Source organism: Bacillus sp. V26, from assembly GCF_034296245.1.
GTDB lineage: Bacteria > Bacillota > Bacilli > Bacillales > Bacillaceae > Bacillus > Bacillus halotolerans.
The window spans coordinates 1-706 of sequence record NZ_JAXKQF010000016.1 but is presented as its reverse complement, the minus strand read 5'-3'; the positions used below and the strand labels follow the sequence as shown (position 1 = coordinate 706).

At 50.1% G+C, this 706-nt stretch carries 5 tRNA genes and 1 rRNA gene; all 6 read right to left on the bottom strand.

Annotation, left to right across the window (positions count from 1 at the left end):
- Window positions 1-39: 39 nt before the first annotated feature.
- Window positions 40-116, bottom strand: a tRNA-Pro gene (locus tag UJ203_RS20740).
- 23 nt (window positions 117-139) lie between these two features.
- Window positions 140-216, bottom strand: a tRNA-Arg gene (locus UJ203_RS20735).
- A gap of 38 nt (window positions 217-254) precedes the next feature.
- A tRNA-Gly gene (locus UJ203_RS20730) sits at window positions 255-329 on the bottom strand.
- A gap of 65 nt (window positions 330-394) precedes the next feature.
- Window positions 395-467, bottom strand: a tRNA-Thr gene (locus UJ203_RS20725).
- Window positions 468-469: 2 nt separating this feature from the next.
- A tRNA-Asn gene (locus tag UJ203_RS20720) sits at window positions 470-544 on the bottom strand.
- A 45-nt stretch (window positions 545-589) separates the two neighbouring features.
- Window positions 590-705 (bottom strand): 5S ribosomal RNA (gene rrf, locus UJ203_RS20715).
- Window position 706 lies beyond the last annotated feature (1 nt).

Here is a 706-nt window from a genome sequence, read left to right as displayed (position 1 = left end):
AGCAGGCGCTCTCCCAGCTGAGCTAAGGCCCCATAAAAATGGTCGGGAAGACAGGATTCGAACCTGCGACCCCATGGTCCCAAACCATGTGCTCTACCAAGCTGAGCTACTTCCCGATTTCCCATATTGATAAAATATATGGCGCGCCCGAGAGGAGTCGAACCCCTAACCTTTTGATCCGTAGTCAAACGCTCTATCCAATTGAGCTACGGGCGCATTTTCACTTGTATCAACATCCCGTTGGGATGAAAAAATGGAGCGGAAGACGGGATTCGAACCCGCGACCCCCACCTTGGCAAGGTGGTGTTCTACCACTGAACTACTTCCGCATATCGCAATAAAAAAAGCTTTCTCCTTTTTGAGAAACCTTGGTAAGAGTAATGCATTTAAATAAAGCTTCCAAGCGGGCTCGAACCGCTGACCTCTTCCTTACCATGGAAGTGCTCTACCTGCTGAGCTATGGAAGCAATGGCTCCGCAGGTAGGATTCGAACCTACGACCGATCGGTTAACAGCCGATAGCTCTACCACTGAGCTACTGCGGAATGATATAAGCTTCATAAACAAACATGGTAGAAATAGATAAAACTGCTTGGCGGCGTCCTACTCTCACAGGGGGAAACCCCCGACTACCATCGGCGCTGAAGAGCTTAACTTCCGTGTTCGGCATGGGAACGGGTGTGACCTCTTCGCTATCGCCACCAAAC